The sequence below is a fragment of the Hymenobacter sp. B81 genome, from assembly GCF_044628455.1.
Classification (GTDB): Bacteria; Bacteroidota; Bacteroidia; order Cytophagales; family Hymenobacteraceae; genus Solirubrum.
On sequence record NZ_JBIYZW010000002.1, the window covers coordinates 463349 to 488404 of the forward strand.

General features: G+C 64.5%; 25 protein-coding genes and 3 tRNA genes. 9 read left to right on the forward strand and 19 right to left on the reverse strand.

Translation table 11 applies throughout. The features are described 5' to 3' along the window. Nucleotides 1-53: 53 nt before the first annotated feature. Nucleotides 54-131: transfer RNA gene (locus tag ACE191_RS13060), tRNA-Val, on the forward strand. A 227-nt stretch (nucleotides 132-358) separates the two neighbouring features. Here the strand turns inward: ACE191_RS13060 and ACE191_RS13065 are convergent. The 4 genes from ACE191_RS13065 to ACE191_RS13080 all read right to left on the reverse strand — a co-directional run bounded on the left by ACE191_RS13065 (nucleotide 359) and on the right by ACE191_RS13080 (nucleotide 3282). Beyond that, the gene (locus tag ACE191_RS13065; RefSeq protein WP_400192676.1) at nucleotides 359-790 is read right to left on the reverse strand and encodes a DUF3871 family protein; all 432 of its coding nucleotides are present in this window, start codon (nucleotides 788-790) and stop codon (nucleotides 359-361) included. A gap of 73 nt (nucleotides 791-863) precedes the next feature. Beyond that, nucleotides 864-1307: a response regulator gene (locus tag ACE191_RS13070; RefSeq protein ID WP_400192677.1), complete on the reverse strand. Its 444-nt coding sequence runs from the start codon at nucleotides 1305-1307 to the stop codon at nucleotides 864-866. A gap of 57 nt (nucleotides 1308-1364) precedes the next feature. Beyond that, nucleotides 1365-2474, reverse strand: coding sequence for an ATP-binding protein (locus ACE191_RS13075; protein ID WP_400192678.1), 1110 nt, complete (start codon nucleotides 2472-2474; stop codon nucleotides 1365-1367). A gap of 259 nt (nucleotides 2475-2733) precedes the next feature. Continuing rightward, nucleotides 2734-3282 carry a GAF domain-containing protein gene (locus ACE191_RS13080; protein ID WP_400192679.1) on the reverse strand — a complete coding sequence of 183 codons (549 nt, stop codon included), beginning with the start codon at nucleotides 3280-3282 and terminating at the stop codon, nucleotides 2734-2736. Between the two features lie 186 nt (nucleotides 3283-3468). Between ACE191_RS13080 and ACE191_RS13085 the strand changes: the two genes are divergently transcribed. Genes ACE191_RS13085 through ACE191_RS13095 form a run of 3 tightly spaced genes read left to right on the forward strand, consistent with a single transcriptional unit; the run spans nucleotide 3469 to nucleotide 5594 of the window. Then, the gene (locus ACE191_RS13085) at nucleotides 3469-3864 is read left to right on the forward strand and encodes a hypothetical protein (protein WP_400192680.1); all 396 of its coding nucleotides are present in this window, start codon (nucleotides 3469-3471) and stop codon (nucleotides 3862-3864) included. A 33-nt stretch (nucleotides 3865-3897) separates the two neighbouring features. Further along, nucleotides 3898-5196 carry a PAS domain-containing protein gene (locus tag ACE191_RS13090; RefSeq protein ID WP_400192681.1) on the forward strand — a complete coding sequence of 433 codons (1299 nt, stop codon included), beginning with the start codon at nucleotides 3898-3900 and terminating at the stop codon, nucleotides 5194-5196. Between the two features lie 41 nt (nucleotides 5197-5237). Beyond that, nucleotides 5238-5594 (forward strand): hypothetical protein, encoded by a 357-nt coding sequence (locus ACE191_RS13095; RefSeq protein ID WP_400192682.1) that lies wholly within the window; start codon nucleotides 5238-5240, stop codon nucleotides 5592-5594. Between the two features lie 70 nt (nucleotides 5595-5664). Here the strand turns inward: ACE191_RS13095 and ACE191_RS13100 are convergent, their stop codons facing one another. Then, complete coding sequence (locus ACE191_RS13100) at nucleotides 5665-6942, reverse strand: site-specific integrase (protein WP_400192683.1); 1278 nt, start codon at nucleotides 6940-6942, stop codon at nucleotides 5665-5667. 482 nt (nucleotides 6943-7424) lie between these two features. Between ACE191_RS13100 and ACE191_RS13105 the strand changes: the two genes are divergently transcribed. Continuing rightward, a complete protein-coding gene (locus tag ACE191_RS13105) occupies nucleotides 7425-9062 on the forward strand; it encodes an ArnT family glycosyltransferase (protein WP_400192684.1) in 1638 nt (545 codons plus the stop codon). Here ACE191_RS13105 and coaE read toward each other — a convergent pair. The 8 genes from coaE to ACE191_RS13145 all read right to left on the reverse strand — a co-directional run bounded on the left by coaE (nucleotide 9059) and on the right by ACE191_RS13145 (nucleotide 15818). After that, entirely contained in the window at nucleotides 9059-9667 is a 609-nt protein-coding gene (gene coaE, locus ACE191_RS13110; protein WP_400192685.1) for a dephospho-CoA kinase, read from the reverse strand. The genes ACE191_RS13105 and coaE overlap by 4 nt on opposite strands. 4 nt (nucleotides 9668-9671) lie before the next feature. Beyond that, the gene (locus ACE191_RS13115; RefSeq protein WP_400192686.1) at nucleotides 9672-10658 is read right to left on the reverse strand and encodes a hypothetical protein; all 987 of its coding nucleotides are present in this window, start codon (nucleotides 10656-10658) and stop codon (nucleotides 9672-9674) included. A gap of 48 nt (nucleotides 10659-10706) precedes the next feature. Further along, on the reverse strand, nucleotides 10707-11033 hold the full coding sequence (gene yajC / locus ACE191_RS13120) for a preprotein translocase subunit YajC (protein WP_400192687.1): 327 nt from the start codon (nucleotides 11031-11033) through the stop codon (nucleotides 10707-10709). Between the two features lie 143 nt (nucleotides 11034-11176). After that, complete coding sequence (locus ACE191_RS13125; RefSeq protein ID WP_400192688.1) at nucleotides 11177-11698, reverse strand: DUF1573 domain-containing protein; 522 nt, start codon at nucleotides 11696-11698, stop codon at nucleotides 11177-11179. Between the two features lie 168 nt (nucleotides 11699-11866). Continuing rightward, entirely contained in the window at nucleotides 11867-12868 is a 1002-nt protein-coding gene (locus ACE191_RS13130; RefSeq protein ID WP_400192689.1) for an isocitrate/isopropylmalate dehydrogenase family protein, read from the reverse strand. A 122-nt stretch (nucleotides 12869-12990) separates the two neighbouring features. After that, nucleotides 12991-13305: a YtxH domain-containing protein gene (locus tag ACE191_RS13135; protein ID WP_400192690.1), complete on the reverse strand. Its 315-nt coding sequence runs from the start codon at nucleotides 13303-13305 to the stop codon at nucleotides 12991-12993. Between the two features lie 98 nt (nucleotides 13306-13403). Then, the gene (gene nusB / locus ACE191_RS13140) at nucleotides 13404-14618 is read right to left on the reverse strand and encodes a transcription antitermination factor NusB (RefSeq protein ID WP_400192691.1); all 1215 of its coding nucleotides are present in this window, start codon (nucleotides 14616-14618) and stop codon (nucleotides 13404-13406) included. Between the two features lie 108 nt (nucleotides 14619-14726). Further along, nucleotides 14727-15818: a Glu/Leu/Phe/Val dehydrogenase dimerization domain-containing protein gene (locus ACE191_RS13145; RefSeq protein WP_400192692.1), complete on the reverse strand. Its 1092-nt coding sequence runs from the start codon at nucleotides 15816-15818 to the stop codon at nucleotides 14727-14729. Nucleotides 15819-16061: 243 nt separating this feature from the next. Here ACE191_RS13145 and ACE191_RS13150 point away from each other — a divergent pair, with 243 nt between their 5' ends. Then, a complete protein-coding gene (locus ACE191_RS13150; protein WP_400192693.1) occupies nucleotides 16062-17846 on the forward strand; it encodes an ABC transporter ATP-binding protein in 1785 nt (594 codons plus the stop codon). Nucleotides 17847-18004: 158 nt separating this feature from the next. On the opposite strand, the gene ACE191_RS13155 is transcribed toward ACE191_RS13150, so the two are convergent. After that, entirely contained in the window at nucleotides 18005-19138 is a 1134-nt protein-coding gene (locus tag ACE191_RS13155) for an NAD(P)/FAD-dependent oxidoreductase (protein WP_400192694.1), read from the reverse strand. A gap of 59 nt (nucleotides 19139-19197) precedes the next feature. Then, on the reverse strand, nucleotides 19198-19569 hold the full coding sequence (locus ACE191_RS13160; protein ID WP_400192695.1) for a T9SS type A sorting domain-containing protein: 372 nt from the start codon (nucleotides 19567-19569) through the stop codon (nucleotides 19198-19200). A 213-nt stretch (nucleotides 19570-19782) separates the two neighbouring features. On the opposite strand from ACE191_RS13160, the gene ACE191_RS13165 reads away from it, so the two are divergent. The 3 genes from ACE191_RS13165 to ACE191_RS13175 all read left to right on the forward strand — a co-directional run bounded on the left by ACE191_RS13165 (nucleotide 19783) and on the right by ACE191_RS13175 (nucleotide 20895). Continuing rightward, nucleotides 19783-19856: transfer RNA gene (locus ACE191_RS13165), tRNA-Pro, on the forward strand. An 86-nt stretch (nucleotides 19857-19942) separates the two neighbouring features. Next, nucleotides 19943-20016: transfer RNA gene (locus tag ACE191_RS13170), tRNA-Pro, on the forward strand. 192 nt (nucleotides 20017-20208) lie between these two features. Further along, the gene (locus tag ACE191_RS13175) at nucleotides 20209-20895 is read left to right on the forward strand and encodes a hypothetical protein (RefSeq protein WP_400192696.1); all 687 of its coding nucleotides are present in this window, start codon (nucleotides 20209-20211) and stop codon (nucleotides 20893-20895) included. Nucleotides 20896-20946: 51 nt separating this feature from the next. Here ACE191_RS13175 and ACE191_RS13180 read toward each other — a convergent pair whose 3' ends face one another. The 4 genes from ACE191_RS13180 to ACE191_RS13195 form a co-directional block, all read right to left on the reverse strand. Next, a complete protein-coding gene (locus ACE191_RS13180) occupies nucleotides 20947-21465 on the reverse strand; it encodes a hypothetical protein (protein ID WP_400192697.1) in 519 nt (172 codons plus the stop codon). Nucleotides 21466-21624: 159 nt separating this feature from the next. Further along, on the reverse strand, nucleotides 21625-23424 hold the full coding sequence (locus tag ACE191_RS13185) for an ABC transporter ATP-binding protein (RefSeq protein WP_400192698.1): 1800 nt from the start codon (nucleotides 23422-23424) through the stop codon (nucleotides 21625-21627). A gap of 198 nt (nucleotides 23425-23622) precedes the next feature. Next, nucleotides 23623-24450, reverse strand: a complete 828-nt coding sequence (gene truA, locus ACE191_RS13190) for a tRNA pseudouridine(38-40) synthase TruA (RefSeq protein WP_400192699.1) — start codon at nucleotides 24448-24450, stop codon at nucleotides 23623-23625. Between the two features lie 47 nt (nucleotides 24451-24497). Continuing rightward, entirely contained in the window at nucleotides 24498-25031 is a 534-nt protein-coding gene (locus tag ACE191_RS13195; RefSeq protein ID WP_400192700.1) for a GNAT family N-acetyltransferase, read from the reverse strand. Nucleotides 25032-25056: the final 25 nt, after the last annotated feature.

Below are 25056 nucleotides of genomic sequence, written 5' to 3' on the forward strand. Positions count from 1 at the left end.
AAACACCTCCCATATTTGCAATCCCAAACGGCGCGTACGCCGCGAAGGAAATCGGGAGATTAGCTCAGCTGGTTCAGAGCATCTGCCTTACAAGCAGAGGGTCACTGGTTCGAACCCAGTATCTCCCACCACGGCAAACCGCCACTCCGTTGCAAAACGGAGTGGCGGTTTTGCTTTTGGTGCCCACCGTGGTGCCTACATTCCTCTCCTAGCGTCGCCGTGGAGAATGGGAATCGGGTTTCTGCTTCGGGCCAGAAACCGTTGGAAAGAGCCGTGTTCTAGGCCAGGTCGGCCGCATTCCTCGTCAAGCTGCGGAGAGGCCCACCCCAACTGAGTGCAACGGGGTGGGCTAGACCGGTCAACTCAGGTACCAGCTAGTGCTGCGGCCTTCCAGCGCGTTCTGCACCTGCAGCGCGAGGTCCAGCGGGTTGACGGACCGGTCCAGAAACTGGTCGATGTAGGTGCTCTTGTTGGCCCCCGTGAAGAGGTTGTAGAGCCGCCGCAGGTTGATATTTCCCGCCTCGTCGCGGCAGAAGCTCTCGCCCCGGTAGTAGTCGCGGCAGACGGCAGCCCGCAGCTGATCGAGGCTGCCCACGCGTAAGTCGCCCAGGTACCCGTCGGTGCGCACGCACAGGTTCGTGCAGACCAGGTTCTGGAAGCCCACGAAGAGCTTGAAGTGCTCGGCCGCGCCCTTGCGGTTGCAGAAGTTGTCGAGGTTGAAGGCCTTCACGCCGCCCACCACGAGGGTCAGCTCATTGCCGCCCACGGTGTTGCGGATGGAGGCCAACATCTGTGCATTGCGCTGTGCCTCTCACAACAATCGCGGACGCGCAGGAGGGTACTAGCGCAACTACCTGATAGTTTCAACGAGATACTTCGGTCGAAGACTTTCCGGGAAACCGGCGCTGAAAGTGCAGCTGCAGGATGGTGTCGAGTTTTTCCTGGCTGAGCGGCTTGCTGACCAAACCGGCGATGGGCAGGTCCTCGATGCGGCCCAAGTCGTCGGAGGTCATGGAGGCGGTGTGCAGGACGATGACCACGGCATGCTGCTGGGTCGGGGGCAGTTGCTGGTAGGCTTCGACGAAGGCCAGGCCGTTCATGCCGGGCATCTTCACGTCGAGCAAGACCAGCACCGGGCAGTCGGGGTTCGCGTCGGCGCTCAGGTACGCGAGGGCCGCCAGCGCCTCCGCCCCGTCGGTGGCCGACAGGTAGCGTTCAGCTACGTCGAGTTGCCGCAGCAGCCGTTCGTTCAAGTCGTTGGTCAGCGGGTCGTCGTCGACCAAAAGCACGCTGGAAAGCTTCACCATGGCAAGAGGGGGCTGGGAACCGCCCCGTTGGGTGCGAAAGTACGGGCCCGCGGCCGCTTACGCTAGTTCGATGAAGAAGGTGGTGCCCTCCTGCTCGCGGCTTTCCAGCCAGATGGCCCCGCCGTGCTGCTCCACGATTTGCCGGGCGATGAACAGCCCTAGGCCGGTGGTGGTTTCACCCTGCAGCCCGGCCCGGCGCGTAGGGTTGAACTTGTCGAACAGGTTGCCGTGCAGTTTGCTGGGGATGCCGATGCCGGTGTCGCGCACCGTGAGCAAGGCCCGGCCGGCCTGCTCGCGCACGCCGACGGTGACGGTGCCGCCGGCCGGGGTGAACTTGAGCGCGTTGTGGAGCAGGTTGTCCAGCACGCGGCCGAACTTCTCGGGGTGCAGGCGCGCCTGCGGGGCCTGGGACGGCAACTCCAACTCCAGGCGGATGGCTTTTTCGTTGGCTGCCAGCTGGTGCCGTTCGAGTTGCGCGGTCAGGTAGGCGTTCAGGTCGGTGGGGCGTTTCTGCAGGCCGTGCTCGTCTAGGTCGCCCACGTAGAGCACGTCCTGGAGCAGGGCGTGGGCGTGGGTGCAGGATTGCTGGATCAGGCCCAGGTAGTGCACCATTTCCGGCGGGGGCGGGGCTTCCCCGCTGCGGCTGGCGACTTCGCGCTGCAGCAGGTCGGTGAGCAACTCGATGTGGGCAATGGGGCCCTTCAAATCGTGGGTGGCCAGCTGCAGGATGGTTTCCTGCGCGTCGTAGAGGCGCTTGAGCTTGGCTTCCAGGGTTTTGCGGTCGGATATGTCCTCCAGGATGGTGTAGCCCAGCTCCCCGCCTTCATCGGGGAAGAGCACCGAGTGCACCTGACACCAGAACGAGGAGCCGTCGGCCCGCACCAGGCAGGTTTCGAGCGTGAAGGCCGGCAGCTTGTGTTCCCACAGCCGGGTTTGCAGCTCCTGCCAGTCGGCGCGGTGGTCGGGGTGCGCAAACTCGATGATTTTGCGGCCCACTAGGTCTTCCGGGCGCGTGATTCCCAGCATGGCCAGCACCGCCGGGTTCACCTGGCGGATGGTCAGGTCCGGGGTGATGATCTTCAGCCCCAGCGGCGAATTTTCGAACACCGTGCGGAAGCGGGCCTGGCTTTGTTCGTATCGATCTTGGGGCGAGGCGTGGCTGGACATGGGAACGGAAGGAGTGCGCGGCGGGCGGCAAAAGGAACTTTGCTACCGGTATACGGGTGGCAGCGGTAAACGGCAAGGCGGTGAAGGAGCCCGGCCGCTGTTCTGTTCCTGCAGGCATGCCAGTGCCCCGCCCCCTCGGCGCGGGAAACTGAGACGGGCTTGCGCGTATGCCCCGAAGGCGCAAGCCTGAACCGCGCCGGTGACCTCCCGGCCCCCACGTTGAAGAGCTTGCCGCTTGCTGGCCCGGACCTCTACGGGCTCAGACTCCGGCAGCGCGTTGCTCCAGCTCGGCGATGCGTCGGGCATTCGCCTCTGCGGCTTTGCGCGCGGCCAACCGCAGTTCGATTTCGTCCATGGCAATGCCAGACATGTCCTGCAGGATAGCCTTCTGTTGCTCGGTAAGGTAGCGCGGCTTCTGGTCGATGAGGCAGAAGGTACCCAAATTGTACCCGTCGTGCGTGGTCAGGGGCGCAGCGGCGTAGAACTGCAGGCCGAATTCGCCCGCTACCAGCGGGTTGGCCAAGGTGCGCGGATCGCGGCGGGCGTCTTCCACCAGGTACACCTCGTCGGAGAGGATGGCCGAGGCACACAGGCCCGGAGCCCGGTCGATCTGCTCGACCTCCAGCCCGTGGTGGGATTTGAACCAGATCCGGTCCTCGTCCACCAAGCTGATGATGGCAATGGGCATGTTGAACACCTTCGCGGCCAGCGCGGCCAAGCGGTTCATGCTACCGTCGGGCGGGGTGTCCAGGATTTCGTAGCGCCGCAGAGCGGCAAGACGCTCGGCTTCGGTCTTCGAATGGTTCATGCGAGAACAGGAATACGGAATGAGCGGCCAGCAAAGGTACGCATTTCCTCCCCGGCGGTCCGGTCCCGTGCCGGGGCTGGGGCAGGTCCGCAACCCGCGCTCGGTCGGTGTTCGAGACGCTCAGCCACATTCTTACGTAACCCGCGTTACTTTTGCCCCAACCCGAACCGACTGACCCCACACACCTTGCGCCTGTACTTCGACAACCCAGTTGGCCGCATCCTGGAGCACCCCGACGGCTACGCCGTGCTGCAATACCACCCCGGCCCCCGCAAGCTGGCGCACCTGCAAGCCTACTTAACCCACACCGGGCGGCTGCTGCAGCTGCGCGGCTGGAACAAGATCCTAGGCGACCAGCGGCTGCTCTCGCCCTTCACGGAGGAAGAAAGCAAGTGGATTGTCGAGTACTGGCTCTCGCCGGAAACCCAGGGGCGGGAAGTGTACGGGGCGGTGCTCGTGCCGCACGACGTATTTGCCCGCCTGTCCGTCAACAACCTCTTGCACGAAGCCAAAGCCGCGGCGCTGACCTACCGCCTGTTCGAGCACGAGCCGGACGCGGTGGAGTGGCTGTTGCGTTACTAAGCGCTCCGCGCACCACACTCTGTTCCTTGCCGCATGGCCACCGCATCGCCCGACTACCAGCACCTATTCCGCCTGCTGCCGCACAACTACCTGCTGCTGCAACCCGACGGAACCATCGTGGACAACTCCGACCGGCACGTGGCTGTGTCCATGCTCCCGCGGGAGCAATCGGCGGGCCGCAACATCTTTGAGGCCTATCCCTCGGCGCCGGAAAGCCAGCGGGAGCTGGACGCTTCGCACGAGCACGTGCGCCGGCACAAAGAGCCGCACACCATGGCCGTCATGCGCTACGACCTGTTGCGGCCCGAAGCGGAGGGCGGCGGCTTCGAGACCCGGTATTGGCGCATCACCCATTACCCCGTGCTGGACGCACACGGCGAACTGCTCTACATCCTGCAGCACCCCGAAGACATCACGGCCCAGCACGTAGCCGACCAGCAGCGCGAGGCGGCCGAGCAGGCGCTGAAAGTGGCACAAGCGCGCGCCCTGTTCACGCTCGAAGCGCTGCCCGTCATGGTCTGGACGGCCCAGCCCGACGGCACCATCGACTACTTCAACAAGCGGTGGCTGGGCTTCACCGGGTTGGCCACGACCGACACCCCCTCCCAGAGCTGGCAATCGGTGATTCACCCCGACGATCTGCCCCGCCTCGCCCTGAACTGGCAGCAGGCCATTGACAACAAGCAGCCCTACGAAGCGGAGTTCCGCATGCGCCGGCACGACGGGCAGTACCGCTGGGTGCTGGCCCGCACCGTGCCCCAGCAGCAGCCCGACGGCAGCGTCAGCCTGTGGGTGGGCTCGGGCATCGACGTGCACGAGCAAAAGCAATTGGTGCAGGAGCTGACCGAGGCCAACGAGCAGCAGATGATGCTGTCGGACCAGGCGTACGCCGCGGCCCGCCTGGCCAGCACCCAGCGCGAAACCTTCTACAACCTGTTCATGCAGGCGCCGGCCCTCATTTGCATCCTGCGCGGCACGCAGCACGTGTTTGAATTTGCCAACCCCCACTACCAAGAGCTATTTGCAGGCCGCCAATTGCTGGGTCGCTCCGTGTTGGAGGTGGTGCCCGAAGCCGCCGAACAAGGGTTCTTGGCCCTGCTCAACGGCGTCTACCAAACGGGCGAGACGTTCTTTGGAAACGAGGTGCGGCTGCAAGTCCAACGCAATGGCACGGAGAGCACGGATGTGTACCTGGATTTCACCTACCAAGCCTTCCGCGAAAACGAGCAGATCGTCGGCATTTTTGTGTTTGCCTTCGACGTGACGGAGCGCGTGCACATGCGCCAGCAGCTGGAGCAATTGCAGCACCCCGATGGATCGAGCCATGCGTAAGCCGGCAATGTTGTCCCTACCTTCACCCCGTTCTTTTGGTCATGGACATCGGTAGTCTGGACTTCCAACAAGCGCGCATCAAGCAGGTGGTGTTCAAGTCCCGCCTGCGGTCGGTGCTCTACGGCGTGCGTGAACCTGACTCCTCCCTGTTTTCCGTACGCGAAAACCCGCTGGGGCAGTGGGTGAGCTCCACGCTGGCGCCGCGTTTCGGCTTGGCGCCGGAGGTGCGCAGCCTGGAGCGGGTGCTGCAGCAAATGCTGCGTCACGGCCAGCAGCTCGTAGACCAGTACCAACGCGGCCAGATCGAGGACGCGCGGACAGGACTGGAGCAGATCGACGCCTACGCCGCCGAGATAGATGCCTTGCTGCAGCGGCTGGAACAACGCCCGGCTGCCTAGCCTGTTCAGGGCCTTGCGCCTCTGGCTGGTGAAACCGGCAGGCATGTGACACCTCCCACTTTCGTCCAGTTCAGAGCAAACGCTCAAAGACCGCGTCCAGCGCATCGGCGTCGAACGAATCGAGGTAAACGCTGGTCACGGCCTCGGACTTGTGGCCCATCGCCTCGCTGATGAGGCTGGTCGCGAAGGAGTGGCGAGCCACGTAGGTCGTCAGGGGTGTGGCAATTCCGGCCAGCTCGGCTAGGGTTTTCAGATCCTTGTTGACCTGGCCCAGCACCTTGTGCAGGCGGTTCTTGATCTGCACAATGGTTCGGTGCTGCTCCGTGTCGAGGATGGGAAACACGTAGCTGTCGGGCACGGCGCCGGTAGCCGGGCGGTAGCGCTCCAGGATGGCCACGGCAGGCGCGACCAGTTTGAGCACGAACTTGCCGCCCGTCTTCTGCCGCTCATAGCGCAGTCGCCAGCTTCCGTCCTCCCCTATCGCCAAGTCCCGCCACCGCAACTGGGCCAGGTCCGTGAAGTTGATGTCACCGCCGTAGAATGAAAACAGGAAAACGTCCTTCGCCCGCTGCAGCCGGTCAGTCACCGGCTCGAGGGCTTCCAGACGCCGCAGGGCATCCCGGCTGACGGCCCGCTTGATGGTGCTGACGTCGAACTTGCCGACGCTGAACTTGTGGCGCTCAGCTACGGTGCGGGCGAACGGGTAGTGCTCCGGCTTCGCGTCGCCGTTGGCAATGGCCTTGTTGAGCACGGCCCGCAACGTCCGGAAGCGCTGCGACAGGGTGATGTTCTTGGCGCCGGATGCGCGCAGCACCGCCTCCCACCGGTTGCAGAAGGCCACCGTCACCCGCTCAAAAGGCAGGTCCTCCCCACCAAGCTCGGCCTGGATGAACTTGCTCAGCTGGCTGCGCAGGTCTTTGTACACCCCAGCGTTTCCGACCTGGCCTGCCAGCCGCATGGCAGCCACAAGCTCATCAATGTAGGCCAGCAGCCGGATGCGGCGGAGCTTCTGGCGCTCCTGAGTAGCTTGGCTGAATACGGCGTTGGCATCGTGCTGCTCGTCGTTGCTGGCGAGGGAGTGGGCGGCCTCGGTGTACTTCTGCTCCCACTTCTGCAACGCCTGAACCAACTCCGTGCGCTGGGGCTCGGGGTAGCTGCGGCGGATTTCCTGCTTCTCGGCGTTCCAGTACCTGGGGTGCAACGAGAGCCCGGTAGCGCGGTAGACCTGCTTCCGGTCCTTGGTGATGCGCACCGGAAAGGGGTGCGAGCCATCGGCCAGCGTCTTGTCGACCTTGTAGATGATGCGGACAGTGGCCTGTCCTTCTTTGTGCTCAGTCGTCTTGCTCATGGGAATGAGCTGCGGCGGTGCCTACAAGTGGAGACGGCGGTCGAGAAATGGGGGTGTGGGCAGTGACCGAAAAGGCCACTCCGGCGCACACAGGCACTTTTTCAGAGCCAAACGAGTGCCTTACAAGCAGAGGGTCACTGGTTTGAACCCAGTATCTACCACCACGGCAAACCGCCACTTTGTTGCAAAACGGAGTGGCGGTTTTGCTTTTGGCCCCGCTGAAGGTTTCAACCCTGGCCGCGGCGGGCCCCGCGATTTGCGACCTGTGAAGTGGTGACGTGACCGGCGACCCGAAAACCAAGGCCGCGCTGTTGCAGCAGATCCGCCGGCGGCAAGCAGAACTTTACTGGCGAGAAATAAACAACGGAGGCGGTCTGTTTTTCTGATCGGCGTAGCGACATGGCTGGGCACGAGTGCCCGCAACGGCCGCGAAAACCCCGCCCGGCCTGCTACTTTTGGCCGTACTACCGTCCCGGGCTGCTGTGCGCTTTTCTGGTTTCGCTTCGTTTCTCTCCCGCTGGCCCCTGAGCCGCTGGCTGCCGTCGGCCTTCTTCGTCCTGGTACTGCTGCTGGGTTTGCGGCTGTTCGACGACTACGGCGTGTCGTGGGACGAGCAGTATGACCACTACAACGGTGCCGTGAATGCCAAGTACGTGACCGAGCGCCTGGCGCCCGCACTGGTGCGCAACAACCCGGCCGCTGCGGCTATCGAGCCCCTGGCCGGCTACTCCGACCGGGACCACGGCCCGGCGTTCGAGTACCCGGTGTTCGGGCTCACCCAGCTGCTGGGCCTCGACCACGACTCGCGGCCGACCTATCTGCTACGCCATTTGTGCGTGTTTCTGGTGTTCTACGGCGGGCTGCTGGCGTTCTACGGCCTGGTGCGCCGGCGCTACGGCGACTGGCGGCTGGGGCTGCTGGGCGCGGCGGCGCTCTGGGGCACGCCCCGCCTGTTTGCCGAGTCGTTTTACAACGCCAAGGATTTGACTTTCTTGGCCGCCTTCACCCTGGGCATGTACACGCTCAGCCGGCTGCTGCACCGCCCGCACTGGCACCGTGCCCTGCTGCACGGCCTGGCACTGGGGGCGGCCGTGGCTTTGCGCGTAACGGGGGTGCTGCTGGTGCCACTCACGCTGGTCGGCCTGGGGCTGACTTGGCTGCGCACCCCGGCGGAGCGGCGCCGGCCGCTGCTGCTGGCGGCGCTGCTGTGGCTGCCGGCCGCGGTGCCCACGGCCCTGCTCTTCTGGCCCTGGCTGTGGGAAGCTCCCTGGACTAACCTGACTACCGCCTTCCGTAACCTGAGCCAGTTTACGCGCTGGGGCGGCACCGTGCTGTACCGGGGCGAACTGCTGCCCGCGTCGGCCCTGCCCTGGCACTACGCGCCTACCTGGATAGCCCTCACCACGCCCCTGGCCTATCTGGTGGCGTTCGGACTGGGCTTGCTGGCTTTCCTGGCGCGCCTGCGCCGGCGGCTGGCTTACCTCTGGGAAACCGAAGCCGGCACCCTCGACCTATTGACCGTGGCCTGGCTGCTGGGGCCGCTGCTGGCCGTGGTGTGGTTCGATTCGGTGCTCTACGACGGCTGGCGGCACCTGTACTTTGTGTACCCAGCACTGGTACTGCTGGCGCTGGGCGCGGTGCAGCAGCTCGCGCGGCTCAGTAAAGCATCCTCCTCTCTCGCCCGCCGCGGGGCGCAGGCGACCCTGCTGCTGCTGGGGGCGGGCGCTTTGGAGCCGGGGTGGCGCATCGTGCGCGACCATCCGCGGCAGCAGGTGTATTTCAACCAGCTGATTTCGGCGGCCGAGGTCGAGCGCGGCTTCGAGCGGGACTACTGGGGTTTGGGCTACCGGGCCGGGCTGGAGTGGATTCTGCGCCACGACCATTCTCCGCAAATCAGCGTGAGCAGCAGCTTTTCGGAGGTGGTGCGCAACAACCTGCTGCTGCTGCCTCCCCGGGACCGGACCCGCTTCGTGGTGAAGCCGCCCAGGCAGGCGCGCTACTTTCTCACCAACTACCGCTGGCACCCCCAGATGTACACCTACGCCGACAGCGTGGGCTGGGAAGTGTACGCCGAGTACAGCCGCGGCATCCGCATCATGTCGGTATACCGGCGCGACTAGCTCTGGGCGGCCAGCTGCTGCAGCTGCGCGTGCAGGGCTAGTACCTGGGGCAGCAGCGGCTGCTGGTCGTCGTTGATGAGCACGTAGTCGGCGCGGCGGCGCTTTTCCTCCTCGCTCAGCTGCTTGCCGATGATGCTCAGCACGTCGGCGGCGGTGCGGTGCGGGTCGCGGCCCAGCACGCGGCGCTGGCGCAGCTCCTGGGGCGCATACACCGTGATGATGCGGTCGAGCTGCTGGTACGAGCCCGACTCAAAGAGCAGCGCGGCTTCCTTCAGCAGGTAACGGTGGCCGGCCCGCTGCTGAGCGGCTGCCCATTCGGCAAAGTCCAGCCCCACGCGCGGGTGCACGATGCCGTTGAGCCGGGCCAGCTGTGCGGGGTCGTTGAACACCTGCCGGGCCAGAAACACGCGGTTCGGCTCACCCTCGGGCAGGTAGGCTTCAGCACCGAAGGCTGCCACCAGCTCGGCGCGTAGCACGGCATCGTGGCGCATCACCCACTTGGCGCGGGTATCGGCGTCGTACACGGGCACGCCCAGCAGGGCAAACAGCCGGCAGACCACCGTTTTGCCGGAGCCGATGCCGCCGGTGATGCCTACTTTCAACATACCACTACAAGGAATCGGCCGGGGGCAGGGCTTCGGCGGTGGAAAAGCGCACCGTGGGCGTGAGAATGCGGGCGCCGCGCACCCGGGCCGGCAGGGGCATCAGCACGGGCTGCAAAGTAGAGTCGGGCAGGTGCAGCTGGCGGTAGTCGAGCAGCACGCGGACCTGGCCGGGGCCGAGCAGGGCGCTGTCTTCGGCGAAAAACTCCACCTGCACCGGCACGGCGGCCGGCCGCAGCCAGAAGCGCCGGTTGGCGGGGAAGTTGCGCGGCTCGGGCACCACGGGCAGGGTGCGCGTAAGCAGCGGCCGCGGCTGCAGCTTCACCCGCACCTGCTCCACATCGGTCTGCACCAGCGCCGGCCCGCCGATGGGCACGATGATGCTGCCCTCGGTGCTGCCCGCGGGCGCCTGCGGCAAGTGCACCGGGTACGGGTTGGGCAACGCATTAAGGGTGGTAGCTGGGCCGCGGAAGGTCACGCTCTCGGGCACGAAGCGCGCCGCGAAGGGCAGTGCCGAGCCGTCGGAGGCCGGGCTCAGGCGCAGCTGCAGGCGGCGCTCGGTGAGGCGGTCGAACTCGAAGTAGAGGGTGTCGGTGAGAATGGCGTTCAGCTGCAGGCCCTCCATGGTTCCGATCAGCGCCGGGCGCAGCGCCGAGGCCGGCAGCGAGCGGCTGATGGGCAGCCGGCGCACCACCACCTCGGCGGGGCGCACTTCCAGCCCCAGGGTGTTGCGCAGCAGCTTCCAGCCCCGGCCCGTCACCTGCACGGCTACGGCCTCGTCGAGCGGACGCACCGGAATGAAGTGGTCGGCGTCGTAGGTCCAGCGCAGGGGGTAGCTGATGCGGGTGGTGTAGGTTTTGTTGAGGGCATTAAGCAGCCACAAGGTCACGGCCGCCAGCAGGCAGCTGGTTACCACCCGCCAAAAGCTACGCTCCGGCCCCGACAGGGGCTGCACAAACCAGCGGACCAGCGTACGGGCGCGTTGCAGCGGCATGAGGTGGTAGCGAAGGAAGAGTAACGGGAACCGCGACGAGCGGCGGGGCTACGCAGCGGTTTCGGGCGCCGACTTGGCGGCGGGGGTACCGGCCTGGCGGGCAATGGCGGTGCGGTCGAAGGTCAGGCGGGTGCCTTTGTCGACTTCCAGCGTCACCTTATCCTCGCTCAGCTCCACGATGCGGCCGTGCAGCCCGCCGATGGTCACTACCTGCGAGCCTTTGCTCAGGCTTTCGCGCAGCTTTTTGGCGTCGGCAGCGCGCTTTTGCTGGGGCCGGATCATAAAGAAGTACATCACGGCCACGAAGCCCAGCAGCATCACGTATTGCATGGGGTTGTTGTCGGGCTGGGCCTGCAGAAGCAAAGTCAGAAACATGAGCGGGGAGGTGGGTAAGGAAATGGAAACGGCGGCGGTCGACCGGCGGAATGGTTAAAATGGCTGATCGTTCCGGCGCTGCGAGAACGACCAGCCATTTCCGAGCTTGGTCAACCATGCCGAACGGCGGGTGGCCGGACCGGCTACTGAGCCTGAACCGGGCCCTGGGCGCCGTCGCTGAGCACATTGCCGCGGATGGCAATGTTGGTGATGCTGGGCTGGGTGTTGGCCCGGATGGTCACCTGCTTGTTCTGAATGCCGGTTTTGCCGCGGCTGTCGAACTGCACCTTGATCTGCCCCTTCATGCCGGGGGCAATGGGCTCTTTGGGCCAGCTGGGCACGGTGCAGCCGCAGGCCGCCTGGGCATTCTCAATCAGCAGCGGGGTTTTGCCGGTGTTGGTGAACTCGAAGGTGTGCTCCACCGTGGTGTTGGCCGGAATGTCCTTGAAGTCGTGCTCCGACTCGGTGAAGGTCATCACCGGGGCATTGGGGTTGGGCGCTTCGGTTTCGCTGGCCACGTTGGGGTTGTCCACCACCGGGTTGGCGGCGGCCGCTTCGGCCGCGGCTACGTTCATGCCGGCTTCGCCGACTTCACTTTTCTCCTGCTGGCAGGCGCTGGTCAGCAGCACTGCGGCCAGCATCGTCGAAAACAAGGTCCGTTTCATGCGTGGGGGTAAAATGAAAAACCGCGGCGCCCGTTGCGGCGTCGCGGCGGGGTTTGCCGGTAAAGATACATACTGCCGGGCGGCGGCGCTTGCTTTCCGCCGAAGCCACCGCGGGCCGGGCCCGGAGCGCTGCTTTAGTCGGCAGCGGCCCCGGGCCCGGCAGCTTGGTTAGCGCAGCTTGCTGATGATGTGCTGGGCAAACTCCTGGGTTGAGGCCGAGCCGCCCAGGTCGCCGGTGCACTGCTCCTTGTGGCAGAGCGTCTCGTTGAGGGCCTTTTCGATGCGCACGGCGTACTCCTTCTCGCCCAGGTGCTCGAGCATGAGCAGCCCCGAGCGCAGTAGGGCCGTGGGGTTGGCAATGCCCTTGCCCGCAATGTCGGGGGCCGAGCCGTGTACGGCTTCGAAGATGGCCATGTCGTCGCCGATGTTGGCACCGGCCACCACGCCCAGGCCGCCCACCAGGCCGGCGCAGAGGTCGGAGAGAATGTCGCCGAACAGGTTGGTGGTCACAATCACGTCGAACTGCTCGGGCTTGGTCACGAGCTGCATGCACATGTTGTCGATGATCTTGTCCTCGTACTGAATGTGCGGAAACTCGCGGGCCGCTTCCTGGGCGGCGTCGAGCATGATCTTGCCGGGCACCTTGAGGATGTTGGCCTTGTGGGCCAGGGTTACTTTTTTGCGGCCGTGCTGGGCAGCGTAGGCGAAGGCCGCGCGGCAGATTTTGCGGGCGCCGGCAATGGATACCCGAGCAATGGAGTCGCCGATGCCGTGGTGCTCGTCGAACATCTCCAGGCCCGAGTACAGGCCCTCCGTGTTTTCGCGGAACAGCACCAGGTCCACGCCGGTGTAGCGCGAGGGCACGCCCTCGGTCGTCTTGGCCGGGCGCAGGTTCTGGTACAGGTCGTACTGCTGGCGCAGCGTCACGTTGATGGAGCGGAAGCCCTTGCCCACCGGGGTAGTGATGGGGCCTTTCAGGGCCACGCGGTTTTTCTCCAGCGAATCCAGCAGCGCCTGCGGAATCAGCTCGCCCGACTGGTCGAAGGTCGTCTGGCCCGCGTTCTGCTCTTCCCACTGCACCGGCACCTGGGCGGCGGCAAAGATGTCCTGAACGGCCTTGGTGATTTCCGGCCCGATGCCGTCGCCGGGAATGAGGGTGATGGTATGCATTCTATATGTTAATGTGGGAAGTGTGGGGAATGTGGAAATGAAGAATGTGTCAAATGTGCTGCGGGCGTCTTTCGATACCTCCCAACACATTCAACACATTTCCCACATTCCGCACATTCGGGTTACAGGGTCGTGCGGCGCGAGTTGATCTGGTTGATGAGCTGGTCCACGTCGCCGAGCAGCTGCTCGGCCTTGTCCTTGGCGTCGCGAATGACGCGCTGGCCCTCGGCGCGGGCCGAAGACGGGCCTTCGTCGACGCGGCTGGTGACCAGGCCCTCGGTCAGGTCGGCCAGGATTTCGCGGTACTTCTCCAGCTTGTAGCTCAGCCAGCTACGGGTTTCGCGGCCTTTTTCGGGCGCGTACAGAATGCCGAGCGTGGCACCGGCCAGGGCGCCGGTTGCGAAGCACAAAATGCCGGTAGTGGTTTTGCTGGCCATAGGGGCAGAAGCGGAAGGAGAACAGTTGGGGAAAGAGGCAGTTGGGGACCCGCCACCAGCACAACGGCAGGCGCCGCACCGGGGTTGCTGCCGCGAAGCTACTGGTTGTCCAGCAACCCGCGACCCGATTTGCGGATTGCGCCGCTGGCCATCAGGTCCTGCGCCAATTTATCCAGAATCCCGTTGATGAACTGCTTGCTTTTGGGCGTGCTGTAAAGCTTGCTGATTTCGATGTACTCGTTGATGGTCACCTTCACCGGAATCGAGCGGAACAGGTGCATCTCGCAGAGGGCCATCTTCAGGATGATCTTGTCGAGCAGGGCCACGCGCTCCACGTCCCAGTTCTGCACCGCGCCCGAAATCAGCTCCTCGTAGCGGGCGTCGTCCTGCAGGGTTTGCTGGTAGAGGGTTTCGGCAAACTCCTTGTCTTCCTTCCAGTTGGCCGACAGGGACAGCAGTTCCAGATTTTCGTCGGCGCTTTCGTCGAGCATCTTGAGCGTCTTCACCACCAGGTTCTTGACGATGGAGCGGTTTTCCTCCCAGTTCAAATCGTCTTCTTCCAGGCGCGCCGGCAGCACCGTGCCCTTGAACACGAAGGTCTTGTAGAGGTACTTGAGGAACTCCTGCTCGGCAGCGTAGTCGGGCGCGGCGCCCTCGATGGCCGAGGCGCCGGCCAGGTAGCTGCGCAGCTCGGTGTCGTTGCGCAGCTCGGTGCGCCAGGCCTGGCGCAGGGCGTCCATCTCGTCTTCGCCGGCCCACTGCAGGGTGCGCCGGATGGTTTGCTCCTGCAGCTGCTTGTTGGCAGCCAGCTTGTGCAGCACCGGATTCTGCTCCAGGCGGGTGGTGTCCAGCGTGTCGGTGGCGGCGGTAAAGCGGCGGGCTTCGCGGCCCTTCTCGCCTTCGAGTACCTGCAGCAGCGCCGCGGGCAGGTTCAGCAAGTGCAGGTACTGATCGTGGATGCTCTCGGTGGCGTGCAGCATCTGGTTCATGTAGAAGGTTTTTTCCTTCTGCACCTGCTTCTGGTAGTAGCGCGTAGCGTCGTCCACCGCGTCCTGCACTTCCTTGTCGTCCGACTTCTCCAGCTCGGGCGTTTTGCCGGCCACGTGGGCGGCGTGCCACTCGCGGAACGAGGCCTCGGCCATTTTCTGCTGGCCCTGCAGCAGGCGCTTGTCCTGCGGCACCATGGAATTCAGGTCGGGCTGAAACGCGTCGCTGATGCGGTCGAGTGCCAACGAATAATCGGACCCGATGGCCTGTTCATAGGCGTACAGGGCCTGCATGACCTTGATGCGAAGCGTGCGACGATTGAGCATGTATTCAGTTGTCAGTTGTTAGTTGCCAGTTGCCAGTTGGTCGTTCCGGAGAAGCGCAAGGCGACTTCCCCGGAACTGGCAACTCGCAACTCGCAACTGGCAACTCAATTAGTAGGTCGACTTCACCTTGCCGATGGCGGCGATGCGCTCCTTGGCAATCTGCGTGGCAGCCTGCTGGGGGTGCATGCCTTCCAGCTCGGCTTTGTTGAGCACCTGCAGGGTGTAGTCGTAAATCTTTTCGGTCTGGGTGAGGGCGCCCTGGCGGCTGGTACCCACCACTTCGGAGTACACGTTGATCAGGCCGCCGGCGTTGATGAGGAAGTCGGGGGCGTAGATGATGCCTTTCTGCACCAGGGCCGGGCCGTGCACGTGCTCGTCCTTGAGCTGGTTGTTGGCGCAGCCGGCCACCACCTGGCACTTCAGGCGCGAGAGGGTGTCGTCGTTGAGGGTGGCACCCAGCGCGCAGGGCGAGTAGATGTCTACCTCCTGGTCGTAGATGGCGTCGAGGCCCACGGCTTTGGCGCCGAAGCGGGCGGCGGCTTCCTCGGCGCGCTCGGTGTAGTAGTCGGTCAGCACAATTTCGGCGCCTTCCTTCACCAGGTACTCCAGCAGGTAGGTGCCCACGTGGCCCACGCCCTGCACGGCAATGCGCTTGCCGGCGAGGCTGTCGGAGCCGAACGCTTTCTTGGCGGCGGCCTTCATGCCCATGTAGGTGCCGTAGGCCGTTACCGGCGACGGGTCACCCGAGCCGCCCATCGATTCGGGCAGGCCGGCTACGTGCTTGGTTTCCATGCGGATGTACTCCATGTCCTTGGTGGTCATGTTCACATCCTCGGCCGTGATGTACTTGCCGTTCAGGTTCTGCACGAAGCGGCCGAACTTGCGCAGCAGCGCCTCGTTTTTCTGGGTTTTGGCGTCGCCGATGATGACGGCCTTGCCCCCGCCCAGGTTCAGGCCCGAAATGGCGGCCTTGTAGGTCATGCCGCGCGAGAGGCGCAGCACGTCGTTGAGGGCTTCCGCATCGGAGGCGTAGTGCCACATGCGGGTGCCGCCCAGGGCCGGGCCCAGCACCGTGTTGTGAATGCCGATAATGGCGCGCAGACCGGTTTCGTGGTCGTGGCAGTACACCACCTGCTCGTGCTGGTGCTCGGCAATTTGGCCAAAGATGCTGGTCTCGGGCAGGGCTTGAATCTCAACCATCGGGGAAATGAAAAAGATTGGGGAAATGGGGTTGGATGGGCGAACGGGGGCGGAACCGGATAGCAGCTGGACGGTTATCCGGTGATACTACTACCGCCGCACCCCAACCGACTACCCCGTACCTTTGGCCGCAGGAGACTTGCACCCCCCGAAACCGGCCGCAAAGGTAACCCGTTTTTCCCATTTCGACCACGTTGGCACCCGGTCTTCGGCCCGGGCCAGCCCCCCGATATTCCCGCTGCCGTGAGAGCCTTACGCGCTACCGATAAGTACCTGCTTCGCTACAAATGGCACTTCCTGGGCGGGGTGCTGTTCGTGGCTTTGAGCACCCTGCTGGCCATTTTCCCGGCCCAGATCGTGCGCTACGCCTTCGACCTGGTGCAGGAGGGCATTGCCCTCTACCGCCTCTACGAGGGCACCTCGGCCCAGCAGGAGCTCTACGAGTTGTTCGGCCGCAACCTGGTGCTCTACGGCGGGCTCATCATCCTGATGGCCTTGCTGCGCGGCGTGTTTCTGTTCTTCATGCGCCAGACGCTCATCGTCATGTCGCGGCACATCGAAAACGACCAGAAAAACGAAATCTACCAGCACTACCAGGCCCTGCCCCTCTCCTTCTACCGCCGCCACAGCACCGGCGACCTGATGGCGCGCATCTCCGAAGACGTGAGCCGGGTGCGCATGTACATCGGGCCGGCTATTATGTACTTCCTGCAGCTGGTCATTCTGTTTCTGCTCATCGTGCCCCTGATGCTGGTGGTGAACGTGAAGCTCACCCTGCTCACGCTGCTGCCGCTGCCCATCCTGAGCATCAGCATTTTCTACGTCAACAACCTCATCGAGCGCAAGTCCGACGAGATTCAGCGGGCCCTCTCGGGCATGACCACCTTCGTGCAGGAGGCCTTTTCGGGCATCCGGGTGCTCAAGTCCTTCGTGCGCGAGCAGGACTCGCACCGCAACTTTACCGCCGCCTCCGACACCTACAAGGCCAAGTCGCTGGATTTAAACTTTGTCAACGCCCTGTTTTTCCCGCTGATCTTGTTTCTGGTGGGCATCAGCACGCTGGTTACGGTGTGGATCGGGGGGCAGGAAGTGATTCGCGGCACCATCACGGTGGGCACCATTGCCGAGTTCCTGATTTACGTGAACCTGCTCACCTGGCCCGTCACGGCCCTGGGCTGGACCAGCTCCCTGGTGCAGCGCGCCGAGGCCTCGCAGGCCCGCATCAACGAGTTTCTGCACCAGCAAACCGACATCGTCTCGCGCCAGAACCTGCGGCAGCCCATCAAGGGCGACATCGTGTTCGACCGCGTTTCGTTCACTTACCCCGACACCGGCATCCGGGCCCTGCAGGACGTGTCGTTCCGCATTCAGCCGGGCCACACGCTGGCCGTCATCGGCAACACCGGCTCGGGCAAGTCCACGGTGGCCAACCTCATTCTGCGCCTCTACGACGTGAGCGAGGGCCGCATCCTGATCGACGGGGTGGACGTGCGCGACTACGCCCTCGACTCCTTGCGCAGCCAGATCGGCTACGTGCCCCAGGACGTGTTTCTGTTTTCTGACACCATTGCCCGCAACATCGGCTTCGGGCTCGACAACCTGAGCGAGGAGCGCATGGTGCAGGCCGCCCAGGACGCCAACGTGCACGAAAACATCCTGCGCTTCCCCGAGGGCTACCAAACCAAGGTAGGCGAGCGGGGCATCACGCTCTCGGGCGGGCAGAAGCAGCGGGTAAGCATTGCCCGCGCCCTGGTGAAGGAGCCCAGCATCCTCATCCTCGACGACTCGCTCTCGGCCGTCGACACCAAAACCGAAAACGTCATTCTGAACAGCCTGCAGCGCATCATGCAGGACCGCACCAGCCTCATCATCTCGCACCGCGTCTCGTCGGTGAAGCTGGCCGACCACATCCTGGTGCTCGACGACGGCCGCATCGTGCAGCACGGCACCCACGACGAGCTGATGGCCGACGCCGCCGGCCTCTACCGCGCCCTCTACGAGCGGCAACTACAAAGCGAAGACGCGTAGCCATTTAACATTGATCAATTATCATTTATCAGCTGGCCATTTGCCTTGGCAATGGTTGACTGACGGGCTTCTCCGCGAGCTGGGCCCTAATGCGCCCTGATTGGCGCGCCGATGTGGTCGGGTATTACCTCACGCCCCGGCCTGATAAATGATAAATGTTAATTGATCAATGTTGCGGCTTGCCAGCCGCTTTGCGCGCCCATGGCCACGCCCATGCCGTTGCAGCGCAGCGCCCCGTAGATGCCCGGCGCCAGCTCGCCGATGAAGGGCTCCAGCTCCTGGCCGAAGCCCATCACCCCGCTCCAGCGGTAGTCGATGGCGGGCCGGTGGCCAGGCAGAATCACTTCGCGCAGCAGCTCTTCGAGCTTTTGCTGCACCAGCGGCGTGAGGCCCGGTTCGGCGGTGGCTTCGGCGGCGAAGTCGAGGTTGCGGCCGCCGCCCAGCAGCAGGCGCTGGCCCACCTGCCGGAAGTAGTAGTAGCCCTTGTCGTAGTGAAATGAGCCGGGCAGGCGCAGGCCGGGAATGGGTGCCGTCACCAGCACCTGCCCGCGGCCGGGTACCACGTCGAGCTCCGGGAAAAACTGCCGGCTGAAGGCGTTGGTGGCCAGCAGTACCCGGTCGGCTTCGAGCTCGGCCAGCGGGGTGCGCAGCCGGGCGCCGGCGGCCGTGCTTTCCAGCCCCAGTACCGGCAGGCCGTGCAGCACCGTGATACCCTCCTGCCAGGCCCGGCGCAGCAGCGCTTCCATCATGCAGCCGGTGTCGATGGTGCCCTCGGCCTGGTTTTCCAGCATGGCTTCGACGCCGGCAAAGCCGTACTCCGGCAGCCGGCGGCTGGCGTCGCGGAAGATATCCGCGGTGCCGACGACGGGCGCCAGCAGCTGGTTGTAGTAGTCGAGCTGCTGGCGGCACTCTTCGGCCAGCGCGGCATCGGCGGTGCGAAACAGCTCGAAGCCTCCCACCCCGGCGTAGCCGGTGGCCTCGTCGCCCAGCAGCTCGCGCAGCCGCTGCAGGCCCTGCCAGCGGTAGCGCACCACCGACAGCAGCGCCGCCGGGCCGCCCCGCCGCTCCTGCTCGATCAGCTCCGACACGCTGCCGAAGCAGGCAAAGCCGGCGTTCTTGGTGCTGGCCCCGTTGGGCAGTGCGTCGCGCTCGAGCACCAGTACCCGCGCGCCGGGGTGGCGCTGCCGCAGGTAGATGGCCGCCGTGAGGCCCACGATGCCGGCGCCCACGATGGCCACGTCGGCGCGGCGCAGGAAAGTCTGGTGTTCCCAGTAAGAAAGCAAAGCCGCCATAACGCAAAAAGCCTCCCGGCAGCAGGTGCCGGGAGGCTAAAATAAGCGAATCAGCGGGGCTACTGGCCCAGCATCATGCGGCGCATGTAGGTTTTGTCGCCCACCGTGCAGCGCACCACGTAGCTGCCGCTGGGCAGCTTGCCCAGGGGAACCGATAAGGCCGAGCCCGTGGCCGACAAGGCCTTGGTGAACACCGGCCGGCCGTCGGCGTCGTTGATTTCCAGGCGCATGGGGCCCTTGGCGTTAGTGCGCACCCGCAGCGCGTTGGTTACGCGGTTGGCTTCGAGGCTGAACGTGGTGGCCGGGCCGGCCAGCTTGGCCTTAGCCGTGTCGGCGCTGATCAGGGCCGAGGTGGCGGTAGCCGGAGCCGACTGCGCAATGGCCAGCGCGGGGGTGGCGATGAGCAGAGAAAGAAAGACGAGCGTTTTCATAAGGTAAACCAACTGCAAGTCAGGCCGCAAGATACCATTTCCTGGGGCGCGGCCGCCAACTATTTTGGGGGTTGGGCAGCGAAGCTGAGCGTGGCGCGGGCCTTTGTGCAAGCGGCGTACCAAACTTTTTTGCCTGGAAATAAAAAAATAGCGGCCCCTGGGTTGCGCCAATGTCGATAAGCCGTGTACATTTGCAGCCACATTGTCCGAAAACGGGGTGTAGCGCAGCCCGGTAGCGCGCTACGTTCGGGACGTAGAGGCCGTAGGTTCGAATCCTGCCACCCCGACTACCAGGAGGTAAATCCTTCGCTTCGCGGCGGAGAGTTTTCCTGGACAATGTAGGCTGCTTTCGCGCCAGCGAAGGCGCCCCGCTCGGGGTGTAGCGTAGCCTGGTATCGCGCCAGCATGGGGTGCTGGAGGTCGCAGGTTCGAATCCTGCCACTCCGACGAAACGAAAAGCCCGCTGAACTTCGGTTCGGCGGGCTTTTCGGCTTTTCGGCCGGGGCCCCGGCAAATTAATCGGCATTGGACAGAGGCACTTAGCCCCATCAGGCCCGCACGAACCGCCGCCGGCATACCGTCTCGCGCTATGTTCGCGTTCGAAATGCACTTTTCACTTCCTTCTATCACCTTTTCCGCATGAAGACCTATATCCTCCCCGCTGCGCTGCTGCTGCTGGCCGGCGCGGCCCAGGCCCAGACTTCGGCCGGCACCATTATGGTGGGCGGCGGCCTGGGCGCCTCCAGCCGCACCTACGAAACCGATTTCAGCTCCACTGCTCCCGATTCTGAGGTCAAAGTATCGAGCTTCAGCTTCTCGCCGCAGGTAGGCTACTTCCTGGCCGACAACCTGGCCGTGGGCGTATTTGCCGACCTGAACAACGAGAAGGCAACCCGCCCGGTATTTGACCAGCGCGGGGTGGAGTACAAGGTTGAGGAAACCGCGCGCCGCACGCAGGTTGGCCCCTTTGTGCGCTACTACCACATGGTGGGCGACGAGGGCAAGGCTGGCTTCTACGGTCAGTTAGCGGCCGGCCTGCAAAAAAGCAAGGACGAGTACGACACCTCCCGCCCAAACGAGTACGATGAGTCGACCGAGCTGAGCGGCGGCTTCGCGGCCATTACTCCGGGCTTCGTGTTTTTCCCGACCCGCAAGTTTGGCCTCGAGCTAACCCTGGGCAACCTGGGCTTCTACAGCGTGAAGGGCGAAACCAAAACCGACAACCCTTTCTTTCAGCCTTACAAAACCAAGGAAAGCGGCGTCGATGCTAACTTCGGCCTGCGCAACCTCTCCATTGGAGCCTTCTTCTACCTCGGCAGCAACTAAGCCCGAAGCGCAGTCATGAAAAAGCCCGCGGAAGACTTCCGCGGGCTTTTTTTATTGCAGCACGGCCAGCACCTCGGCCGGCGCGTCGGCCGGGAACTGCTCCAGGTACACGTGGCGAAGCTTGAGCTGCTGGGCCGCGGCCTGCTTTTCCACGGCCGGGTAGAGCAGGCCCGCGGCCAGCATGAAGTGGGCATCGACTTGCGCCCGCAGCACCCGCTGCCCGGCCGCAAACGTGCGGTACTGGTAGCCGGCGGGCCGGGCCTGCAGGGTGTCGGCCACCACCAGCCCGACGAAGGCCCGCACCGAGTCGCCCTCCTGCTGGGGGTTGTTGTAGATGATGTTGCCCAGCGTGCCCCGCACCCGGCCGCTGCGCTGCAGCTCGTTGGCCTGGCTGAACAGCTTGCCGAAATCGTTGTTGGGCAGGCCGTAGTAGTACTGCCCCAGCACGAACACCGGGCGGGCCGTGGTAACCAGCGCCACTTCGGGCGTGCGGAAGCCGCCCAGCCAAGTGTAGACGGCGGCGAAAGTTAGGGCCAGGGCGGCCCCGATGATGAGAAACCAGCGGGACATGGTCATTTATCATTTAACATTTATCATTTATCAGCGGGGATAGTCCGTGACGAATGATAAATGCCAGGTGGGCGGAAAGTGAGTAGTTGGTATGGAGTACCTGGTATTGGGTAGTGAGTAGTTGGTATAGAGTAATGAGAAATGGTGCTTGATAAATGATCAATGCTCCTTGACGAGGTACTGCATTTGGTAAAGCTGGGCGTAGTAGCCGCCGAGGCGCAGCAGCTCATCGTGCGGACCGCTTTCCTTGATTTCGCCGCGGTCGAGCACGATGATGCGGTCGGCCCGCTGAATGGTGCTCAGGCGGTGGGCAATAACCAGGGAGGTGCGCCCCTGCATGAGCTTTTCGATGGCCTGCTGAATCAGCTCCTCGGTTTCGGAGTCGACCGACGAGGTGGCCTCGTCGAGAATGATGATGCGCGGGTTGTAGACCATGGCCCGCACGAAGCTGATGAGCTGGCGCTGGCCCACCGAGAGCGTGGCCCCGCGCTCCATCACCGGGTAGTGCAGCCCGCCGGGCAGCCGCTCGATAAACCGCCGCGCCCCCACCAGCTCGGCCGCTTCCCAGATCTGCTCCTCGCTGATGTCGTGGTTGCCCAGGGTGATGTTGTCCTTGATGGTGCCCGCGAACAGGAACACGTCCTGCAGTACCACCCCGATCTGGCGGCGCAACGCTTTCAGGTCGTACTCGCGCAGGTCGTGGCCGTCGACCTTAATGTGGCCGCGCTGAATATCGTAGAAGCGGGAGAGCAGGTTGATGATGCTGGTTTTGCCCGCGCCGGTAGCGCCCACCAGCGCCACCGTCTGGCCCGGCTGCACTGCGAAGCTGATGTCGCGCAGCACCCACTCGGGCTCGGTGCCGGCTTCCGGGGTGTTGTAGGCAAACCATACGTGGTCGAACTCCACCTGCCCGCGCAAACTCTCGGGCTGGCGCGTGCCCTCGTCGGCAATGTACTCCTTGCTGTCGAGCAGCTTGAGCAAGCGCTCGGTGCTCACCAACCCCAGCTGCAGGGTGTTGAAGCGGTCGGCAATCTGGCGGATGGGCCGGAAAAACAGCGAGTTGTACATGATGAAGGCGATGAGCGCCCCCTTGGAGATGCTGCCCTCGATCTGGCCCTGGGCGGCGTACCACACCAGCAGCCCCACGCCGATGGCGGCCAGCACCTCGGCCACCGGGAAGTAAACCGAGTAGTAGAGCACCGAGCGGATGTTGGCGCGGGTGTGCTCCTGGTTGAGCTGCTCGAACTTGCGGAACTCCCGCTGCTCGTTGCCGAAAATCTGCACCACGCTCATGCCCGTCAGGTGTTCCTGCACGAAGGCGTTGAGGTTGGCCACGGCCGTGCGCACCTCCTGAAACGACTTCTTTACCTTTTCCTTGAACACGTAGGTGCTCAGCAGCAAAGGCGGAATCACCGACAAGCTCACCAGCGTCAGCCGCCAGTCGATGTAGAACATGAAGGCCGTGATGAACACCAGCTGCAGAATGTCGCCGATCATGGCCGCCAACCCCTCGCTGAACACGTCGGAAAGGGTTTCCACGTCGGAGATGTTGCGCGTAACCAGCACCCCGATGGGCGTGCGGTCAAAGAACTGCAGGCGCAGGTTCAGGATGTGCTGGTAGAGGTCCACCCGAATGTCGCGCACGATGTACTGGCCCAGCCAGCCGCCGTAGTAGGTCTGCAGGTAGCTCACGCCGGTGTGGGCCGCCAGCAAGGCCAGCAGCCAGGCAAACATGCGGTTGAGCCCGGGCCAGTCGCCGTCGGCAATCTGCACGTCCACCATCTGCTGAATCAGGAAGGGTCGAATGGTACCGAGCACGGCCGTGGCCACCGTCAGGAAGATGAGCAGGGCAAACACGCCGCGGTAGGGCCGCACGTACACCAGCAGGCGGCGCAGCACCTGCCAGTCGAAGATGTTGCCGGTTTTGGTGGCCGTAGCGGCGGGCGCAGCAGATTCCACGGGCAGCGGGTGGGGGTTAGGGCGGGAGTAGAATGGGTACGGCACTAAACCGCCCAACGGGCGCGCAAGTTACGCCCAAGCTCCCCCGCTTTTTAATAAGCGGGGACAGCCGTTGCTAAGGTTGTTTAGCCCGCCGAGGGCGCAGACTCGTTCTGACTTCAGCCGCAGGCGGAGCTAACGACCAAAACGCCCCGGCGGCTACTGCTTCTGCTGCCAGTAGTGCGGCGCCAGCTCCGCTTCGGTCACGAAGAACGGTTGCCCGGCCGGCTCGGCGCCGGGCAGCAGGGTTTCGGGCGCGTATTCCACCCGGCTCAGGAACAGGCCGTGCGCCGCCGCCGCGCCGCTGGCGGCAATGCGCTGCTGGCGGTGCAGCACCGCGGCGAAGTCGGCAGGCGTAAGCTTTCCTCGGCCCACGTCGAGCAGGGTCCCCACCACCAGCCGCACCATGCCCCTCACGAAGCGGTTGGCCCGAATGCGGAACACCAGGCCGTGGGGCGTGGGGTGCCAGCCGGCTTCGTGCACCCAGCACACGTAATGGGTTTCGGCGCCCTTGGTCTTGGAAAAGCTGGTGAAGTCGCGCTGGCCCAGCAGGTACTGGGCGGCCGCGTTCATGCCTGCCACGTCGGGCGCCTTGTCCAGCCACAGCGCCTGGTTGACCCGGAACGGGTCGGGGCGCAAAGTCACGTGGTATTCGTAGCTGCGGGCCAGCGCATCGAAGCGGGCGTGGGCCGTGGGCTGCACCGGCGTGAGGGCGTGGGCACCGATGTCGGGTGGCAGGGCGCGGTTCAGGCGGTAGAGCAGCGTGGTCGGGTCGAGGTGGGCGGGCAGCTCGGCGTCGAAGTGGGCTACCTGGTGGCTGGCGTGCACGCCCGTGTCGGTGCGGCCGCTGCCCAGGGTGTGCACGGGCTGGCGCAGCACCTGCGAGAGGCAGCGGTCCAGCTCCTGCTGCACGCTCAGGGCGTTGGGCTGCACCTGCCAGCCGTGGTAGCGGGTGCCGTCGTAAGCCAGCTCAAGAAAGTAGCGCAAGGCAGTAAGGCTGAGTGAGGAATGCGAAGCAGTTATCGGCGCCGCCGCTACAGCGCACTGTCCGGCACCAGGGCGTAGAGCAGACCGTCCACGGTCTGGCCGTCTTTGGTGACGCTGCGGCGCAGGCGGCCTTCGAACGCGTAGCCGGCCTTTTCGAGCACGCGGGCCGAGGCGGGGTTGTACGCAAATACGGAGGCGTAGAGCCGGCACAGGTCGAAGTGGGCCAGCGCGTACGCGCTCAGCGCCCGCACCGCCGCCGTGGCAATGCCGCGCCCCCAGTATGGGCGGCCGATGAAGTAGCCGATTTCGGCGGCCCGCCGGTCGATGTCGGCTTGAAACAACACGCTGATGCTGCCGGCCGCTTCGCCGTCGACTTCCACGCACAGGTGCACGTGCTGCCGCCCCTCCGCGCTGCTCACGAAAGCTATGTAGCGCTCGGCGTCCTGCAGCTCGTAGGGGTGCGGAAACCGGTCGCGCAGGTTGCGCCAGATGCCACGGTCGTTGGCGTGGCGGGCCAGGGCCGGCGCGTCGGCGGGCTCGAAGGGGCGCAGCCGGGCCCCGGCTACCGGCAAGGGCAGCACTGGCCGCCCGATATCGGTAGCCGGG

Coding starts and splice junctions, on each gene's coding strand:
- ACE191_RS13065 (WP_400192676.1), bottom strand. CDS start 790: ATGTTGGCCTCCATCCGCAACACCGTGGGCGGCAATGAGCTGACCCTC.
- ACE191_RS13070 (WP_400192677.1), bottom strand. CDS start 1,307: ATGGTGAAGCTTTCCAGCGTGCTTTTGGTCGACGACGACCCGCTGACC.
- ACE191_RS13075 (WP_400192678.1), bottom strand. CDS start 2,474: ATGTCCAGCCACGCCTCGCCCCAAGATCGATACGAACAAAGCCAGGCC.
- ACE191_RS13080 (WP_400192679.1), bottom strand. CDS start 3,282: ATGAACCATTCGAAGACCGAAGCCGAGCGTCTTGCCGCTCTGCGGCGC.
- ACE191_RS13090 (WP_400192681.1), top strand. CDS start 3,898: ATGGCCACCGCATCGCCCGACTACCAGCACCTATTCCGCCTGCTGCCG.
- ACE191_RS13095 (WP_400192682.1), top strand. CDS start 5,238: ATGGACATCGGTAGTCTGGACTTCCAACAAGCGCGCATCAAGCAGGTG.
- ACE191_RS13100 (WP_400192683.1), bottom strand. CDS start 6,942: ATGAGCAAGACGACTGAGCACAAAGAAGGACAGGCCACTGTCCGCATC.
- coaE (WP_400192685.1), bottom strand. CDS start 9,667: ATGTTGAAAGTAGGCATCACCGGCGGCATCGGCTCCGGCAAAACGGTG.
- ACE191_RS13115 (WP_400192686.1), bottom strand. CDS start 10,658: ATGCCGCTGCAACGCGCCCGTACGCTGGTCCGCTGGTTTGTGCAGCCC.
- yajC (WP_400192687.1), bottom strand. CDS start 11,033: ATGTTTCTGACTTTGCTTCTGCAGGCCCAGCCCGACAACAACCCCATG.
- ACE191_RS13125 (WP_400192688.1), bottom strand. CDS start 11,698: ATGAAACGGACCTTGTTTTCGACGATGCTGGCCGCAGTGCTGCTGACC.
- ACE191_RS13130 (WP_400192689.1), bottom strand. CDS start 12,868: ATGCATACCATCACCCTCATTCCCGGCGACGGCATCGGGCCGGAAATC.
- ACE191_RS13135 (WP_400192690.1), bottom strand. CDS start 13,305: ATGGCCAGCAAAACCACTACCGGCATTTTGTGCTTCGCAACCGGCGCC.
- nusB (WP_400192691.1), bottom strand. CDS start 14,618: ATGCTCAATCGTCGCACGCTTCGCATCAAGGTCATGCAGGCCCTGTAC.
- ACE191_RS13145 (WP_400192692.1), bottom strand. CDS start 15,818: ATGGTTGAGATTCAAGCCCTGCCCGAGACCAGCATCTTTGGCCAAATT.
- ACE191_RS13155 (WP_400192694.1), bottom strand. CDS start 19,138: ATGGCGGCTTTGCTTTCTTACTGGGAACACCAGACTTTCCTGCGCCGC.
- ACE191_RS13160 (WP_400192695.1), bottom strand. CDS start 19,569: ATGAAAACGCTCGTCTTTCTTTCTCTGCTCATCGCCACCCCCGCGCTG.
- ACE191_RS13175 (WP_400192696.1), top strand. CDS start 20,209: ATGAAGACCTATATCCTCCCCGCTGCGCTGCTGCTGCTGGCCGGCGCG.
- ACE191_RS13180 (WP_400192697.1), bottom strand. CDS start 21,465: ATGTCCCGCTGGTTTCTCATCATCGGGGCCGCCCTGGCCCTAACTTTC.